A 13,970-nucleotide genomic window follows, 5' to 3' on the forward strand; every position below is an offset into this window, starting at 1 on the left:
CAATAGAAAGCTCTGTAGGGCGTTTCAATGTTTTGCGTGGGACAAATACTGTTTGCAACACGACGTCAGCGAATATGTTCTGCGTAATGCCTTGGGTTGAAGCGCGTGACGATCAGCAGCATCACCACGATCACTGCCGTCAGCGACCACCAGGCCCATTCGAAGCTGCCCAGTTGGTCGCGGATCATCCCGGCGATCAGCGGCGACAGGCCGGCAATCAGGTAGCCGATGCCCTGCACGAATGCGGTAAGGCCCCCCGCGCGACGCGGGTTGTCGAGGTGGTCGAGGGACAGGATCAGGCTCATCGGGAACAACCCGCCGATACCCAGGCCCAGCAGGCACGGCCACAGCAGACTGAGGTGTTGCGGGCTGAGGATCAGGCCGCAGAACCCCAGGATGATCAGCCCCAGCAACACGGCCACTACCCCGCGTTTATCCCGGCGGCGGTTGGCGATGGCCGGCGTTACCAGGCCGGACACCACCTCCATCGCGGTCAGGAAACCCAGCAACAAACCGGCATTCTGTTCGCTCCAGCCTTGCTCCACGTAGTACGGCGCGAGCCACGCCAGCACGCAGGTGTAGGACGCCGTACCGAGGCCGAAAAAGATCGCCAGCAACCAGGCGCGGCCGTTGCCGAAAAACGATTCCTGAGGGCCGGCGGCGGCTTGGGGCAACGGTGGCAACACCGAGCGCTGGGCGTACCAGAACACCAGGGCCAGCAGCGCCAGAAACCCCCAAATCGCCAGGCCGATGCGCCAGCTGCCGGTCTGCACCTGCACGAAGGGGGAGAACGCTGCCGCCAGCGCCGCGCCGCCCATGATGGCGGTGACATAGAGGCCCATGAACAGCGACACGTTGTCGCTGAACCGCGACTTGATCAGGGCCGGCATCAACGCCTGGATCATGGCGATACCCACACCGGCGGCAATGGCGCTGACGATCAATTCCAGGGCCGAATCCAGGAACAGCCGCGACAACGTCGCCACGCCAATCACCAGCAGTGACAGCACAATGCTGCGGTGCTCGCCAAAACGCTTGGCCAGGCCCATGCCAAAGAACATCGCCAGGCCCATGGCCATGACCGGCAACATGGTCAGCAACGCCGCGCTGCTGAAACTCAATGGCACATCGCCGCGAATCGACGACAACAACGGCCCCACGGCGGCCATCGACGGCCGCAGGTTAAGGGCGACCAGCACGACGCTGATCATCAGCCATACGGCGGTGGTGGGTTTTGCCTGAACGTTTTCCATGGGCCTGCCTTGAATGAACAAGGGTGAATCAGGCCACGCAGGGGGGAGTGGGGCAAATGAGAAAGTCGCAGGGGCTATCTAAAAATTGCGGTTAACTGAAACACCGCTATCGGGGCAAGCCCCCTCCCACAGTTGTTCTGCGTCGTCAGATAGACCGGATCACATGCTTGATCTCCTGAAACGCCGCCAGCCCCCACGGCCCCAGCTCACGGCCGATACTGCTCTGCTTGTAACCACCCCATGCGGTCTGCGGGAAGATCACCTGCGGTGCGTTGATCCACACCAGCCCGGCCTGCAAGGCATTCGCCACGCGCTCGGTGGTTTCGACGCTGCGGCTGACCACGCTGGCCACCAGGCCGAAATCGCTGTCGTTGGCCAGGGCAATGGCCTCTTCCTCAGTGGCAAAAGGTCGTACACACAGCACCGGGCCGAAGATTTCTTCGTTCCACAACGCACTGTCCAATGGCACGTCGGTAAACACCGTCGGGCGAATGAAGTAGCCCTTCGCCAGGTTCGCCGGGCGTTCGCCGCCACACACCAATCGCGCGCCAGCCTCGACGCCCCGTTGGATATGCCCCAGCACCCGCTGATACTGCACGCGGTTGATCAACGCGCCCATTTCCACGTCGTCGGCAAATGGGTCGGCGACGCGAATTGCTTCAGCCCGTGCCTGCAAGCGTTGCAGGAATTCATCCGCCAGGCTGTCGGCCACCAGCACGCGGCTGGTGGCGGAACACATTTGTCCGGCGTTGAAAAAGCCACCGCCACACGCCAGCTCCACCGCCAGGTCGAGGTCGGCATCCGCCAGTACCAGCAGCGAAGATTTACCGCCCAATTCCAGGCTCACGCCCTTGATGGTTTCCGCTGCACGTTGCATCACCTGCACGCCCACGGCGTTGCTGCCGGTGAAGGAAATCTTCGCCACGCGACGGTCTGCGGCCAACGGTGCGCCAACGGCCAAGCCGGTGCCGCAGACCAGGTTGAACACCCCCGCCGGGCAGCCCGCGTCAGCGATGATTTGCGCCAACTGCAACTCCGCCAATGGCGTGACTTCCGAGGGCTTGAGCACCACACAGCAACCGGCGGCGAGGGCCGGGGCGAGTTTCCAGGCGGTGGTGACCATCGGGAAATTCCACGGCACGATCAACCCCACCACGCCGCACGGCTCACGGCGCAGGCGCGCGCTGAAGTCATCGCTGGGCAGCGCCACCGGGCGATCCTGGCCGGCGTCCATGTCGTCGGCGATACCGGCGTAGTACTCGAACGTAGCGATCACGTCGTCCACATCGATGCCGGCTTCAAACAGCGGCTTGCCGTTGTTGCTCGATTGCAGGTGCATCAACTGTTCGCGCTGCGCGCTGACGCCTTGGGCGATTTTGCGCAGCAGGCTGGCGCGATCACGGCCGCTACTTTTCGACCAGTCGATAAAGGCCGCGCTGGCTGCATCCACGGCCTGGGTCACTGCCTGCCCATCGCCGACGCTGATGCGCGCCAGAGTCGCCTCGGTGGCCGGGTTGATCACCTCCAGCACGTCATGGCCGGCACGCCATGCGCCGTCGATATACACACCGTTCACTACTGCGCTCATACCGCTGTCTCCTTCATCCATAGGTCCTGGTCGATCTCAATCAGCGTCGGCCCCGGGCGATCGGCGGCGGCGCGCAAGGCGTTGCGTAGCTGTGCAACGCTGTGAGCGCTGTCGGCAGCACTGCCGAGGGCCTTGGCCACCCCGATAAAGTCCGGGGTGTAGATGTCTACGCCGACCGGTTCGATGGCGCGGTTGAGCATGTATTTCTTGATCTCTTCATAACCCTGGTTATTCCACAGCAGCACGATGATCGGCGTGCGCGCTTCCACTGCACTGGCCAGTTCCGGCAGGGTAAATTGCAGCCCGCCGTCACCGATCAAACACACCACCGGCTGCCCATCACCACGGCCCAGCCACGCGCCGATGGCGGCCGGCAGGGCGTAGCCCAAGGTGCCGTAGCCGGTGGAGGAGTTGAACCAGCGGCGCGGGTGGTCGAGGTTCAGGGTCAGGTTGCCGCTGTACACCGGTTGGGTCGAGTCGCCCACCAGCACGGCGCCCGGCAGTGCTTCCAGCACCGTATTGAGGAACAGGGTTTGCGCGCGGGTGGCGGCGTCCCAGGTGGGGGCCAGTTCGGCCCACAACCGGGCGACTCGCTGAGCGCCCCAGTCGGTGTGGCGAGGGGCCAGCGGCGTGCGGTTCAAGTCGGTCAGCAAGGCATCGGCGGCGATCCGCGCATCGGCCACCAGTGCGAGGTGCGGCGGGTAGTTGCGCACGGTCTGGTCGGGGTCGATATCGATGCGCAGCAGCGCACCGGGTATCTCGAAGCCACCGGCGAAGGTCACGTCGTAGTCGGTCTCGGCCAGCTCGGTGCCGATGGCCAGCACCACATCGGCCTCGGCCACCAGCGCGCGGGTAGCGACCAGGGACTGAGTCGAGCCGATCAGCAGCGGATGCTCGGAAGGCAGCATGCCCTTTGCATTGATGGTCAGGGCCACCGGCGCGTCGAGGGCTTCGGCCAGGCGGGTCAATTCGGCGGCCGCCTCAATCGCGCCGCCACCGGCCAGGATCAGCGGGCGTTTGGCGGCGGCGAGCAACTGGCTCATCTGCTTGACCGCCGCCGGTGCCGCACCGGCACGGGTGACGTTGATCGGCTTGCTGCCCAACAGTGCATCGGCGTTTTCCACCAGCACATCCAACGGAATCTCGATATGCACCGGGCGCGGCCTGCCGGCCTGGAACAACGCAAACGCCCGTGCCAGCACGGCGGGCAACTCTGCTGCCGACATCAAGGTATGGGAGAACGCCGCCACGCCGGCCATCATCGCGCCCTGGTTCGGCAGCTCATGCAGCTTGCCGCGTCCGCCGCCCAATTGGCTGCGCGATTGCACGCTGGAAATCACCAGCATCGGGATCGAGTCGGCGTAGGCCTGGCCCATGGCGGTGGTGATATTGGTCATGCCGGGGCCGGTGATGATGAAACACACGCCCGGCTTGCCACGGGTGCGCGCGTAGCCGTCGGCCATAAAACCGGCGCCCTGTTCGTGGCGCGGGGTGACGTGGCGGATGCTCGAACGGGCCAGGCCGCGATACAGCTCCACGGTGTGTACGCCGGGGATACCAAACACCTGGTCCACGCCGTAGCTTTCCAGGAGGTTGACCAATACTTCGCCGCAGGTCGCCATAGGTGTCGCTCTTGTTATGGAATCGTGGCGCTATTGGAACGGCTGGCCCGTAGCGGCAACAATCGATAAAAAGTCATACTAGCCATGTCCTCACGTCATGGCTGCACCCTTATGAAACGCCTTCCGCCTCTGCCCGCGCTGCATACCTTCTGGGTCACGGCCCAGTGCTGCAACTTCACCCGCGCCGCCGAGCAACTGCACATCACCCAAGGTGCGGTGAGCCGGCAGATCGCCGGGCTGGAGAGCCATTTGGGCTACGCCTTGTTCCAGCGCCAGGCACGGGGGTTGAGCCTGACCGAAGAAGGTCGCGAGTGGTCGCAACGAGTGCAGCAGGTGTTTGGCCTGCTCGGTGACGCGCTGGAACAGATCGGCAATCGCCGCCATACCCTGCAAATCAAGGCCTCCACCTGTGTGATGCGCTGGTTGTTGCCGCGCTTGATGCAGTGGCAAAAGGAACGCCCGGACGTGCCGGTGGAACTCACCACCACCGTGGCCTACAGCGTGGATTTTCGTCGCGAGCAATTCGATGCGGCGGTGATCTATGCGCCCATCGCCGAGCAGTCGGCCGAGGCGCGGCACTTGTTCGACGAACAACTCACACCGGTCTGCGCACCGGCGCTGCTCGCTGGTTTGCACACCCCGGCGGACCTGCAGCAACAGGTGCTGCTGCACCCCACGCGAGACGAGCGCGATTGGGCGCGGTGGCTCAAGGCGGCGGATACGCGGTTGAGCAACTTGAGCCAGGGGCATCATTTCGAGACGTTGGACTTGGCGATGAACGTGGCCTCCCAGGGCTCCGGGGTGGCGATGGGCGACAGTGCGTTGATGGGCGAGGATCTCAAGGCGGGGCGCTTGGCGATGCCGTTTGAACTGCGGGTACCGACGGGGAAGGGGTACTACCTGGTGTATCCGCCGGGGACGGTGCCGTCGGCAGGGCTTGAAGCGCTGATGGATTGGTTGGTGAGCCAGGCGCAACAGTCGTAGGCGCTGAAGATCCAAATGTGGGAGGGGGCTTGCTCCCGATAGCGGTGTTTCAGTCAAAGAGGCTGCAACTGAACTACCGCTATCGGGAGCAAGCCCCCTCCCACATTTCTTGACCGCGTTGGGTCAGTAGCCGACGGTGAAGCGCTGGCGGGAATGTTTTGGCGTTTCTACTTCGTCGATTAGTGCAATCGCATAGTCGGAGAAGCTGATCCAGCTTCTTCCTTTCTCACTAATGAGCAAGTGGTCTTGCCCCAACCTGAAGTCGTCAGTGCGCACATCTTCAACAAACTCCGCAGAGGGCGAGAGAAAGGACCAATCCAACTCCTGTTCTTGACGCAGTTTGTCGAGAAACACGCTGCCAGCACTTGCTTCTGCACGATATTCCTCAGGGAATCCGGCGCTGTCGATGACGCGCTCTCCGGTCGGTAATAACAACGAGCCAGCGCCTCCCACTACCAACAGGCGCTTTACACCGGCTTTCTTCACCGGACCGATCACAGCCTCGGCTGGCACGGTTGCGAAGTGTGCGGCACTGATTACCACATCACTTCCACTGACAGCCTGTTGCAGTTCGTCAGCATTCAAGGCATCCGCTTTTTTGACGGTCACACCTGGCTTCACATCGATGGATTCGGTGTTACGCGCGATAGCCACCACGCTATGCCCACGACGCAGGGCTTCTTCCAGCAATTGGCTGCCGGCACGGCCGGTGGCCCCAATGATTGCGATCTTGCTCATGATGTTCTCCAGTACGGTCAGGGTTTAAAGCCATTCACCACTTCATTTCGCCCTTGGCGACTTTGGCGCTCAGTTCCAGCGAGCTTTCGTCGGCGAGGGTGGGGTAGCGCTTTTTCATGGCCGCGATCAGCGCGGCGGCGTCCTTGGCCTTGGCGGTTTCTACGTCGAATGCCTTGATGTAGTCGGCAGTAAAGGTCACGGATTGCGGCGATGGCGTGCCCAGGTAGTGGCCCGGGATCACCGTGCGTGGCTTCAGCTGTTCGATGCGTTGCAGGGTCGCAAGCCAGTCTTTATGGGATTGCGCGCTTTGGGTGTCGGCCATCCACAGGTGAATGTTTTGCGCGACCACCACGCCCCCGACCACGGCCTTGATCGACGGGATCCACACGAAGCTGCGGTCCGGCTGCGGGCCGTCCAGGCCGATCACCTCCAGTTGCTGCCCTTCAAGGGTCAGGCTGTGGCCTTGCAGCATCTGGGGCACGATGGTTTTGCCCGGTTTGTCGGCACCCATTTTCGGGCCCCAGAATTCAAGTTTGCCGGCCACGGTGGCGTTGATATGGTCGACCACCGGTTGCGGCGCCAGGACCTTGGCGTCGGGGAACGCGGCCGTCAGGGTATCGAGGCCGAAGTAGTAATCCGGGTCGCCGTGGCTGATGTAGATGGTGGTCAGGTGTTTGCCGCTGGCGCGGATCTTCTGCACCAGTTGCTCGGCCTGGCCCTTGCCGAATTGCGCGTCCACCAGGATTGCGTCTTTGGCGCCGCTGACCAGCACCGAGCTGACCGGGAAGATCGCCGCCTCGCCTGGGTTGTAGACATCCAGGGTCAGGTCGGCCGCCGCTGCATGGCCGGCAAACGCCAAGGCAGCGGTGAAGGTCAAGCGCTTGAGGGTTGAGAACATCGGGCAGCTCCAGCAGTGGATTCAAAGAATGCACAGAGCTTAGTTGCACTAAACCGAACTAAAAATGCGATGCTGGGACATAGTTTGTTTCTGAAATCGGGCAAATCATGGATCGTCTTCAAGCAATGCGCGTGTTTGTCACGGTGGTGGACCTGGGCAGCCAGTCCGCCGCTGCCGATCATCTGGACCTGTCGCGCCCGGTGGTGTCGCGTTACCTGGCCGAGCTGGAAGACTGGGTCGGCGCGCGCCTGTTGCACCGCACCACGCGCAAACTCAGCCTTACGGCGGCCGGTGGCGAAACCTTGCCACGCTGTCGGCAACTCCTGGAGTTGTGCGGTGATATGCAGGCCGCCGTCAGTGAGCCCGATAATGCGCCCCGTGGCCTGTTGCGCCTGAGTGTCAGCACCTCGTTCGGCCAGGCGCAATTGGCCGAGGCTATCGCCGAGTACGTCAAGCGCTACCCCTTGGTGACGATTGACCTGCAAATGCTCGACCGCACGGTGAACCTGGTGGATGAGCGCATCGACCTGGCCATCCGCACCAGCAACGACCTGGACCCCAACCTGATCGCCCGGCGCCTGACGGTCTGTCGCTCCGTGGTGTGTGCAACCCCAGCGTACCTGTTGGAGCACCCGGCGCCGCAGAAAGTCGAGGACCTGGCCCGGCACAACTGCCTGACCCATTCGTACTTCGGCAAAAGCCTGTGGCATTTCGAAGAGCACGGCGAGCACGTCTCGGTGCCGGTGCACGGCAATATCACCGCTAACGAAGCCAGTACGTTGTTACGCGTGACGCTGGCCGGCGCGGGTGTGGCGATGCTGCCCAGCTACCAGGCCGGCGATCACATCCGCCGTGGTGAACTGGTACGTCTGCTACCCGAGGCCGAACCCCGGCAGATGAACATCTACGCGGTCTATGCGTCGCGCAAACACATGCCATCGGCGTTGCGCAGCCTGCTGGATTTCCTGGTGGTGAGGTTCCCCGAGGAGCCGGTGTGGGATAGGGGGCTCTAAGGCGACATAACCCTGTTGAATGTCGCCCAATAATGGCAACTCGCCCTGGTTGGCCTATGCTTTAAACAGCACCCTGTAGATCCGCTCAGAGGTCTGTGCCATGAGCATTAAAACCCGCAAGTACCTGATGATTTTCTTCCTCTGCGCCCTGGCGACCGGGCTGTATGGCACCGCCGCCTACCGTGTGGAGCAGACCCGGATGCAGCCGACCTTTGCGATCAGCTGCCATCAGGACCAATGCGTTCCCCACACCGGCAGTTTCAGTGCACTCAGGTAGGCGGCTGTTCGGCCTTGAGTTGCTCGCGAAACGCCTTGGGTGAGAACCCTACCCGTCGGCGGAACAGCCGAGAGAAGTTGGTCGGGTCGGAAAAACCCAGTACTTCCGACATCTCGTTGATGGTCATGCTGGTGTAGGTCAGCAGGCGCTTGGCTTCGAGTAATTGGCGGTCATGCATGATCTGCAAGGCAGGCTGCCCACCCAGTTCCCGACACGTCCCATTCAGGTGCGAGACCGAGATACCCAGCTTGTGGGCCAGATCCTCAATCTTCGGGTGTTCCCGATAGTGCTGTTCAACCAATTGCGTAAAGCGCCGGAAATACTCGCGGCCCCTTGGCGCACGCGGGTGGCGACGCTGGATGGCCTGGCGGCTGATCCACACCAGCAGCACACTGACCAGCGCATGCATCAGCATGTCCCGGGCCGGTTGGTTGTCGGCGTATTCGTCCTGCAGGCGGGCGAACTGGCTGTTGAGGTAATCACTGTCCTTGCCCGCCGGGTAGCTGCCCAGGGTCTGCAAACCGCCTGCCGTTGCGCCCAGCTGGGCTTGCAAGTGGCTGACCAGCGGTGCCGCCAGGGTGACCACATAGCCTTCCACATCTTCGGCAAAGCGAAACCCATGCACGCACAACGGCGGCAATACCTGCAGCGTGGCTTCTTTGAGGGTGGTGCGCTGGCCTTCGATTTCCAACTCGGCCTGGCCTTTGTGCACGTACAGCAGTTGGCACAGATCCGCGTGCCGGTGGGGCTGGATTTCCCACTGGTATTCCCGACTGCGCCGGGAAATGGTTTCGCAGTGCAACAAATCGGGGGTCGGCCATTGCTGGCTTTCTCCGTAAAGCTTGAAGACCGGAATCGCGGTGTTGGTCATGGTTTCAATCCGATACTCAGGACAGTGGTGCGGTAATCGCCCAAATTGGCAAAAAGCGCAGGTTTTGTCGCAGTTTTCACCTTCTTATACTGCGCACTCAAGTGAAAACTGTCAGCCACAAGATCAATGACAACTCTTTCACTCGATCCGTTCGGGTGGAACTTGCGGGCGATAAAAATAATGAAAACCCTGAAAACCCAAGTCGCCATTATCGGCGCCGGTCCCTCCGGACTCTTGCTCGGCCAGCTGTTGCACAACGCCGGTATCCAGACCCTGATCCTGGAGCGCCAGAGTGCCGACTACGTACAAGGCCGCATCCGCGCCGGGGTGCTGGAACAAGGCATGGTCAACCTGCTGCGCGAGGCGGGCGTGAGCCAGCGCATGGATGCCGAAGGCCTGGTGCATGATGGCTTCGAGCTGGCGCTGGACGGTCAACTGACCCACATCGACCTCAAGGCGCTGACCGGCGGCCAATCGGTGATGATCTACGGCCAGACCGAGGTCACCCGCGACCTGATGGCCGCCCGCGCCGCCGCTGGCGCCACCACCCTGTATGAAGCGCGCGACGTGCAGCCCCATGATCTTAAAAGTGATCGACCCTGGCTGACGTTCGAGCATCAGGGCCAGGCGTTTCGCCTGGAGTGCGACTACATCGCCGGTTGTGATGGGTTCCACGGCGTGGCGCGCCAGTCGATCCCGGCTGAATCGCTAAAAGTGTTCGAGCGGGTCTACCCCTTCGGTTGGCTGGGCATCCTTGCCGACACCCCGCCGGTGCATGCGGAACTGGTGTACGCCAAGCACCCACGGGGCTTTGCGCTGTGCAGCATGCGTTCACCGACACGCAGCCGCTATTACCTGCAAGTGCCGGCCGAGGAGCCCGTGGATGAATGGTCGGACGAACGCTTCTGGGCGGAACTGAAAACCCGGCTGCCCAACGCTTTGGCTGAACAACTGGTCACCGGCCCCTCCATCGAAAAAAGCATCGCGCCCCTGCGCAGTTTTGTGGTGGAACCGATGCAGTACGGGCGCCTGTTCCTGCTCGGCGATGCGGCCCATATCGTGCCGCCCACCGGGGCCAAGGGCTTGAACCTGGCGGCCAGCGACGTGAGCACCTTGTTCCGAATTTTGCTCAAGGTGTATGGCGAGGGGCGCGTGGACTTGCTCGAACGTTATTCCGCCATCTGCCTGCGCCGGGTGTGGAAGGCCGAACGGTTTTCCTGGTGGATGACCTCGATGTTGCATCAATTCCCTGAGTCCGATGGATTCAGCCAGCGCATTGCCCAGAGCGAGCTGGAGTACTTCATCCACTCCGAAGCCGGGCGCCAGACCATCGCGGAAAATTACGTCGGACTTCCTTACGAGCCTATCGAATAGCCTGCTATCGTATCGAGCATTCCCGCGGGCCGCCTTTTCCCGCGGGCCTTGCTCGAAGGTTCTGCCGTGACTCAGCTCAATCAGCCCGCGCCACCGCTCCCCGCGGTGCGCAGTATTCTCGCCTCGTTGATGATGGCGATCTTCCTCGGTGCCCTGGACCAGACCATTGTCGCCGTGTCCATGCCCGCCATCTCCGCGCAATTCCACGACGTCAACCTGCTGGCCTGGGTCATCTCCGGTTATATGGTGGCGATGACGGTGGCGGTGCCGATCTACGGCAAGCTCGGCGACCTCTACGGGCGGCGGCCGATGATGCTGATCGGCATGGGCCTGTTCACCGTCGCTTCGTTGTTCTGCGGCATGGCCCAGAGCATGGAGCAACTGGTGCTGGCGCGGGTGCTGCAGGGCATCGGCGCCGGCGGGATGATCTCGGTGAGCCAGGCGATCATCGGCGACATCATCCCGCCCCGTGAGCGCGGGCGCTATCAGGGCTATTTCAGCAGCATGTACGCGGTGGCCAGCGTGGCCGGGCCGGTGTTGGGCGGCTACATGACCGAGTACTTATCCTGGCGTTGGGTGTTCCTGATCAACCTGCCGTTGGGCGCCGGTGCCTGGTACGTGGCCCATCGCACTCTGGTGGGGCTGCCGGCACCGCAACGCAAGCCGATCATCGATTACCTCGGCACGGTACTGATGATCATCGGCCTCACCGCCTTGCTGTTGGGCATCACCGAAATCGGCCAGGGCCATCATTGGCGTGACAGCCAGGTGCTGGGGCTGCTGGCCTGTGCCCTGGTGGCATTGACCCTGTTCGTCTGGCACGAGCGCCGCGCCCGCGAGCCCTTGCTGCCGATGCACCTGTTTGCCAACCGCAGTGCGGTGCTGTGCTGGTGCACGATTTTCTTCACCAGCTTCCAGGCGATTTCCCTGACGGTGCTGATGCCCTTGCGCTTTCAGACAGTGACCGGCGGCGGTGCCGACAGCGCCGCCTTGCATTTGCTGCCCCTGGCGATGGGCCTGCCCATCGGCGCCTATTGCGCCGGGCGCATGACCTCGGTGACCGGGCATTACAAACCGATGATCCTCGGCGGTGCGCTGTTGAGCCCGCTGGCGATCCTGGGCATGGCCTACAGTGCGCCCCAGGATATGCTGCTGACCGGCGTGTTCATGTTGCTGTGCGGGATCGCCGCCGGCATGCAGTTCCCCACCTCCCTGGTGGGGGCGCAGAACTCGGTGCAGCAACGGGACATCGGCGTTGCTACCAGCACCACCAACCTGTTCCGCTCCCTGGGCGGCGCGGTGGGGGTGGCGTGCATGTCGGCGTTGCTGCTGGCGTTGTTGCAGGACTCCAGCTTCGCCCATCTGGCCAGCGGTGCGCTGGTGCCCGAAGGCGGTTCCGGCAATGTGCTGCTTGACGGCCTGAACGCCGCGCCAGGCCCGGCGCAGGATGCCCTGCGCGGGGAGCTGGGGGTGACGTTCAGGCATTTGCTGTTGGTGAGTGCGGGGGTGTCGTTGCTGGGGTTGGCGGCGGCGATCACGATGCCCAATCGCGTGCTGCGCGGGAGGGAAGACAAAACCCGCTGACTGACACAATAGAGACCTAATGTGGGAGGGGCTTGCCCCCTCCCACATTTGAATGCATTCCAATTCAGATCAGGGGCTGTAGTAACCCACCGCAACCATGAAATGCCCGGCCTTGCGCACATACGCATGCTTGTTCTCGACCTTATCCGTCACCGGGTTCTTCCAACGGTACTTGTATTCCCCCTGGTCCTGCTCGGCCATCAGCTTGAGGATCGGCTCGCCCACCGGCTTGCCGTCGGGGTCCTTGATCTTGCTGAAGTCGGTGTTGATCAGGCGCAGGTTGGTGCCATGGGCCACGTAGCGCTGGGTGTTCAAGTCCACGACAAACACATAGAGGTCATCCTGCAGGAAACCGCCCTGCAATGAGTTGATGGCCTTGAGTGTGCCGGCTTCATCCTTCAGCAACGCGTTCACCGCCTTGTTGCGCAGGGCCCGGGCCTGTTCCGGGGTGGCGCGCGGCAGGTAATAACCCACGGCCAGGATGCGCTCGCCGACGCGCTGGTAAAACACATGCTTGTGCTCGACCTTGCCGTCGTTCCAGTTCTGCCAGCGGTAGTCGGCCTGTTGGATACCCTGGCCTTCCGGCACCTTGAGCGCGTCCTTGAATGACTGGCGCAACTCTGGCCCGAGTACCTCGGACACATCCCGGCCGATCAAGGCGGAGGAGGGCCCGCCGCTGGCCAGCAGCACGCCCTGGGTGTCGACCACGAATACGTAGCGGTCATGGTCGACAAACTCGCCTTGGCGGCTGAACACGGCGAGCGCCTTGTCGCCGTTGCTCTGGTAGTAGGCCAGGGCTTTTTCCAGCAGGGCCTTGGCGGCCTGGGCGTCCTCGTCCTGAGTGGTCGCGGCGTGTACCTGGCTGAAACACAACAGCAGCAGCCAGGTGATGCGGAGCAGTCCCTTCATGTCCCGTCCCTCGTTCTTATTGATGTGAGCACAGCGTAGACGGCTCTGGCTCAGGGCGCCGCCAACCATTGGCTGACGATGCCGTCGTAGACGCCGGTGGCCACGCTCAGGTGCAACCACTGGTCGACATAGCTCTTCCACGCCACATCATCGCGGGGCAGCAGGAAGGCTTTTTCGCTGTACTGCATCTGCCGCTCCGGGTTGACCGCGCACAACCCGGGCTTTTGCTTCTGCTGGTAACGCGCTTCGCTGGCGTCGGTGATCATCACGTCGGCTTTGCCGGCCAGCAGTTCGTCGAAGATGGTCACGTTGTCGTGCAGGCGGATTTGCGCCTGGCCCAGGTGGGCGCGAGCGAAGATTTCGTTGGTGCCGCCCGCCGGTTCGATCACGCGCACCTGGGGCTGGTTGATCTGCTCCACGGTCTGGTAGCGCTTGACGTCGGCGCAACGCACCAGCGGGATCTTGCCGTCGACCCCGAGGGACTGGCTGAAGAAGGCTTTTTTCTGGCGTTCCAGGGACACCGAAATCCCGCCCACGGCGATGTCGCAGCGCTGGGCGAGGAAGTCCGGCATCAGGGTTTTCCAGGTGGTGGGCACCCACTGGATCCTGGCATTGAGGCTCTTGGCCAGGGACTCGGCCATGGCAATGTCGATGCCTTCATAGCCGCCATCGGCGCGCAACGAAGTGTAGGGCTTGTAGTCGCCGGTGGTGCAGACGCTGAGGGTGCCGCGCTCAAGCACCTGGTCAAGGCGCGAGGGGGCGGTGTCGGCCAGGGCGGAGGTGGCCAGGCTTGCCAGTACGCACAGGGTTATCGTTGTTTTCATGCGATCGGGTCCTTGGGGCATGCTCGGGGGCGGTC

At 62.8% G+C, this 13,970-nt stretch carries 13 protein-coding genes; 5 read left to right on the forward strand and 8 right to left on the reverse strand.

The window, feature by feature from the left end; genetic code table 11:
* Positions 1 to 65 precede the first annotated feature (65 nt).
* The 3 genes from J3D60_RS29105 to J3D60_RS29115 form a co-directional block, all read right to left on the reverse strand.
* The gene (locus J3D60_RS29105; RefSeq protein ID WP_253493637.1) at positions 66 to 1,253 is read right to left on the reverse strand and encodes a cyanate transporter; all 1,188 of its coding nucleotides are present in this window, start codon (positions 1,251 to 1,253) and stop codon (positions 66 to 68) included.
* A gap of 145 nt (positions 1,254 to 1,398) precedes the next feature.
* On the reverse strand, positions 1,399 to 2,841 hold the full coding sequence (locus J3D60_RS29110; RefSeq protein ID WP_253493639.1) for an aldehyde dehydrogenase family protein: 1,443 nt from the start codon (positions 2,839 to 2,841) through the stop codon (positions 1,399 to 1,401).
* Positions 2,838 to 4,463 (reverse strand): 5-guanidino-2-oxopentanoate decarboxylase, encoded by a 1,626-nt coding sequence (locus J3D60_RS29115; protein ID WP_253493642.1) that lies wholly within the window; start codon positions 4,461 to 4,463, stop codon positions 2,838 to 2,840. The genes J3D60_RS29110 and J3D60_RS29115 overlap by 4 nt, the downstream gene beginning before the upstream one ends.
* A 111-nt stretch (positions 4,464 to 4,574) precedes the next feature.
* On the opposite strand from J3D60_RS29115, the gene J3D60_RS29120 reads away from it, so the two are divergent.
* The gene (locus tag J3D60_RS29120) at positions 4,575 to 5,447 is read left to right on the forward strand and encodes a LysR substrate-binding domain-containing protein (RefSeq protein ID WP_065938913.1); all 873 of its coding nucleotides are present in this window, start codon (positions 4,575 to 4,577) and stop codon (positions 5,445 to 5,447) included.
* Between the two features lie 123 nt (positions 5,448 to 5,570).
* On the opposite strand, the gene J3D60_RS29125 is transcribed toward J3D60_RS29120, so the two are convergent.
* Positions 5,571 to 6,185: an NAD(P)-dependent oxidoreductase gene (locus J3D60_RS29125; RefSeq protein ID WP_065938914.1), complete on the reverse strand. Its 615-nt coding sequence runs from the start codon at positions 6,183 to 6,185 to the stop codon at positions 5,571 to 5,573.
* Positions 6,186 to 6,219: 34 nt separating this feature from the next.
* Entirely contained in the window at positions 6,220 to 7,083 is an 864-nt protein-coding gene (locus J3D60_RS29130; RefSeq protein WP_253493644.1) for an MBL fold metallo-hydrolase, read from the reverse strand.
* Positions 7,084 to 7,190: 107 nt separating this feature from the next.
* On the opposite strand from J3D60_RS29130, the gene J3D60_RS29135 reads away from it, so the two are divergent.
* Together J3D60_RS29135 and J3D60_RS29140 are read left to right on the forward strand one after the other, a co-directional pair.
* Positions 7,191 to 8,096 carry a LysR family transcriptional regulator gene (locus J3D60_RS29135; RefSeq protein ID WP_253493647.1) on the forward strand — a complete coding sequence of 302 codons (906 nt, stop codon included), beginning with the start codon at positions 7,191 to 7,193 and terminating at the stop codon, positions 8,094 to 8,096.
* Positions 8,097 to 8,196: 100 nt separating this feature from the next.
* Positions 8,197 to 8,373, forward strand: a complete 177-nt coding sequence (locus J3D60_RS29140) for a hypothetical protein (protein ID WP_162844255.1) — start codon at positions 8,197 to 8,199, stop codon at positions 8,371 to 8,373.
* Here J3D60_RS29140 and J3D60_RS29145 read toward each other — a convergent pair.
* Positions 8,366 to 9,244 (reverse strand): helix-turn-helix domain-containing protein, encoded by an 879-nt coding sequence (locus J3D60_RS29145; RefSeq protein ID WP_253493650.1) that lies wholly within the window; start codon positions 9,242 to 9,244, stop codon positions 8,366 to 8,368. The genes J3D60_RS29140 and J3D60_RS29145 overlap by 8 nt on opposite strands.
* A gap of 189 nt (positions 9,245 to 9,433) precedes the next feature.
* Between J3D60_RS29145 and pobA the strand changes: the two genes are divergently transcribed.
* Both pobA and J3D60_RS29155 read left to right on the forward strand, forming a co-directional pair.
* On the forward strand, positions 9,434 to 10,618 hold the full coding sequence (gene pobA, locus J3D60_RS29150) for a 4-hydroxybenzoate 3-monooxygenase (protein WP_253494051.1): 1,185 nt from the start codon (positions 9,434 to 9,436) through the stop codon (positions 10,616 to 10,618).
* Between the two features lie 66 nt (positions 10,619 to 10,684).
* Positions 10,685 to 12,202: an MDR family MFS transporter gene (locus J3D60_RS29155; protein ID WP_253493652.1), complete on the forward strand. Its 1,518-nt coding sequence runs from the start codon at positions 10,685 to 10,687 to the stop codon at positions 12,200 to 12,202.
* A gap of 69 nt (positions 12,203 to 12,271) precedes the next feature.
* On the opposite strand, the gene J3D60_RS29160 is transcribed toward J3D60_RS29155, so the two are convergent.
* Positions 12,272 to 13,111, reverse strand: coding sequence for a cache domain-containing protein (locus tag J3D60_RS29160; protein ID WP_092356617.1), 840 nt, complete (start codon positions 13,109 to 13,111; stop codon positions 12,272 to 12,274).
* 50 nt (positions 13,112 to 13,161) lie between these two features.
* Positions 13,162 to 13,935: a transporter substrate-binding domain-containing protein gene (locus tag J3D60_RS29165; protein WP_065938920.1), complete on the reverse strand. Its 774-nt coding sequence runs from the start codon at positions 13,933 to 13,935 to the stop codon at positions 13,162 to 13,164.
* Positions 13,936 to 13,970: the final 35 nt, after the last annotated feature.

The sequence above is a fragment of the Pseudomonas sp. S3E17 genome, from assembly GCF_024168685.1.
Classification (GTDB): domain Bacteria; phylum Pseudomonadota; class Gammaproteobacteria; order Pseudomonadales; family Pseudomonadaceae; genus Aquipseudomonas; species Aquipseudomonas marginalis.

Excerpts from the sequence above, each read along its gene's own strand:
- J3D60_RS29105 (WP_253493637.1), bottom strand. The coding sequence starts at position 1,253 with ATGGAAAACGTTCAGGCAAAACCCACCACCGCCGTATGGCTGATGATC.
- J3D60_RS29110 (WP_253493639.1), bottom strand. The coding sequence starts at position 2,841 with ATGAGCGCAGTAGTGAACGGTGTGTATATCGACGGCGCATGGCGTGCC.
- J3D60_RS29115 (WP_253493642.1), bottom strand. The coding sequence starts at position 4,463 with ATGGCGACCTGCGGCGAAGTATTGGTCAACCTCCTGGAAAGCTACGGC.
- J3D60_RS29120 (WP_065938913.1), top strand. The coding sequence starts at position 4,575 with ATGAAACGCCTTCCGCCTCTGCCCGCGCTGCATACCTTCTGGGTCACG.
- J3D60_RS29125 (WP_065938914.1), bottom strand. The coding sequence starts at position 6,185 with ATGAGCAAGATCGCAATCATTGGGGCCACCGGCCGTGCCGGCAGCCAA.
- J3D60_RS29130 (WP_253493644.1), bottom strand. The coding sequence starts at position 7,083 with ATGTTCTCAACCCTCAAGCGCTTGACCTTCACCGCTGCCTTGGCGTTT.
- J3D60_RS29135 (WP_253493647.1), top strand. The coding sequence starts at position 7,191 with ATGGATCGTCTTCAAGCAATGCGCGTGTTTGTCACGGTGGTGGACCTG.
- J3D60_RS29140 (WP_162844255.1), top strand. The coding sequence starts at position 8,197 with ATGAGCATTAAAACCCGCAAGTACCTGATGATTTTCTTCCTCTGCGCC.
- J3D60_RS29145 (WP_253493650.1), bottom strand. The coding sequence starts at position 9,244 with ATGACCAACACCGCGATTCCGGTCTTCAAGCTTTACGGAGAAAGCCAG.
- J3D60_RS29160 (WP_092356617.1), bottom strand. The coding sequence starts at position 13,111 with ATGAAGGGACTGCTCCGCATCACCTGGCTGCTGCTGTTGTGTTTCAGC.
- J3D60_RS29165 (WP_065938920.1), bottom strand. The coding sequence starts at position 13,935 with ATGAAAACAACGATAACCCTGTGCGTACTGGCAAGCCTGGCCACCTCC.